At 57.7% G+C, this 717-nt stretch carries 1 protein-coding gene; it reads left to right on the top strand.

All coding sequences use genetic code 11. The features are described from left to right. Positions 1–717 (top strand): phage late control D family protein (locus tag IYN85_RS25635; protein WP_196161828.1); only part of this gene is annotated, 717 nt, incomplete at both ends.

The following is a 717-nucleotide window of genomic DNA, read 5'->3' as shown; positions in this document are numbered from 1 at the left end:
CACCTGTTTTCAATTCAACCTCACCGTCGCCAACCCCAATTACCGGGTGGAACCCAGCACCTTACTCAACGAGCCCGCGCAACTGACCTTTCAGGACAGCACCGGTAATTTGCGCATCATCTGCGCGCGCATTCACGGTGTGGAAGACGTCAACGAACAACTGAACCTGCGGTTACAACCGATTCTGGCGCACGGCGACGCGCTACACCAAACCCGTGTGTTTATGGGCAAAACCCGACGTGAGATCGTTAACCAGGTGTTAACCGAACTCGGCTATGGTCAACATCAGGTACTCTGGCACGGCCAGATTAACGACCACGATTTGCCCGCCCCCCTGCTGCAGGCCAATGAATCGCAACTGGCGTTTGTGCAACGGCTGTTGGCCGAACTCGGCTGTTTTTTCTGGTTCGACAGTGACGGCGAAGAAGAGAACCTGAACATCGCCAACAACCTGGCCATGACGCCCTTTACCCCACCGCTGATCTCGTTGGATGACACCCAACGTCAAGCCATGGCGGGGAAAGACTCCCCATTGCGCCGCCAATGGACGAAGGCCACCCCGGCGGCAACCTACATCAGCCATGCGCGACCTCAGCGTCCGGTTCGCCCCAGCCCTGCCACGCAAAAGAAGAACGAGCAAAAGGCCGCACACGCACAACAGGTGTTTCAACCGTTGCCGGAAGCCGCGCAATCGCGCGTGGAACGGCAAAACCAACA

Origin of the sequence: Reinekea sp. G2M2-21, assembly GCF_015687175.1 — a bacterium.
GTDB lineage: Bacteria > Pseudomonadota > Gammaproteobacteria > Pseudomonadales > Natronospirillaceae > Reinekea.
This window is presented reverse-complemented; position numbering and strand designations above follow the sequence as displayed.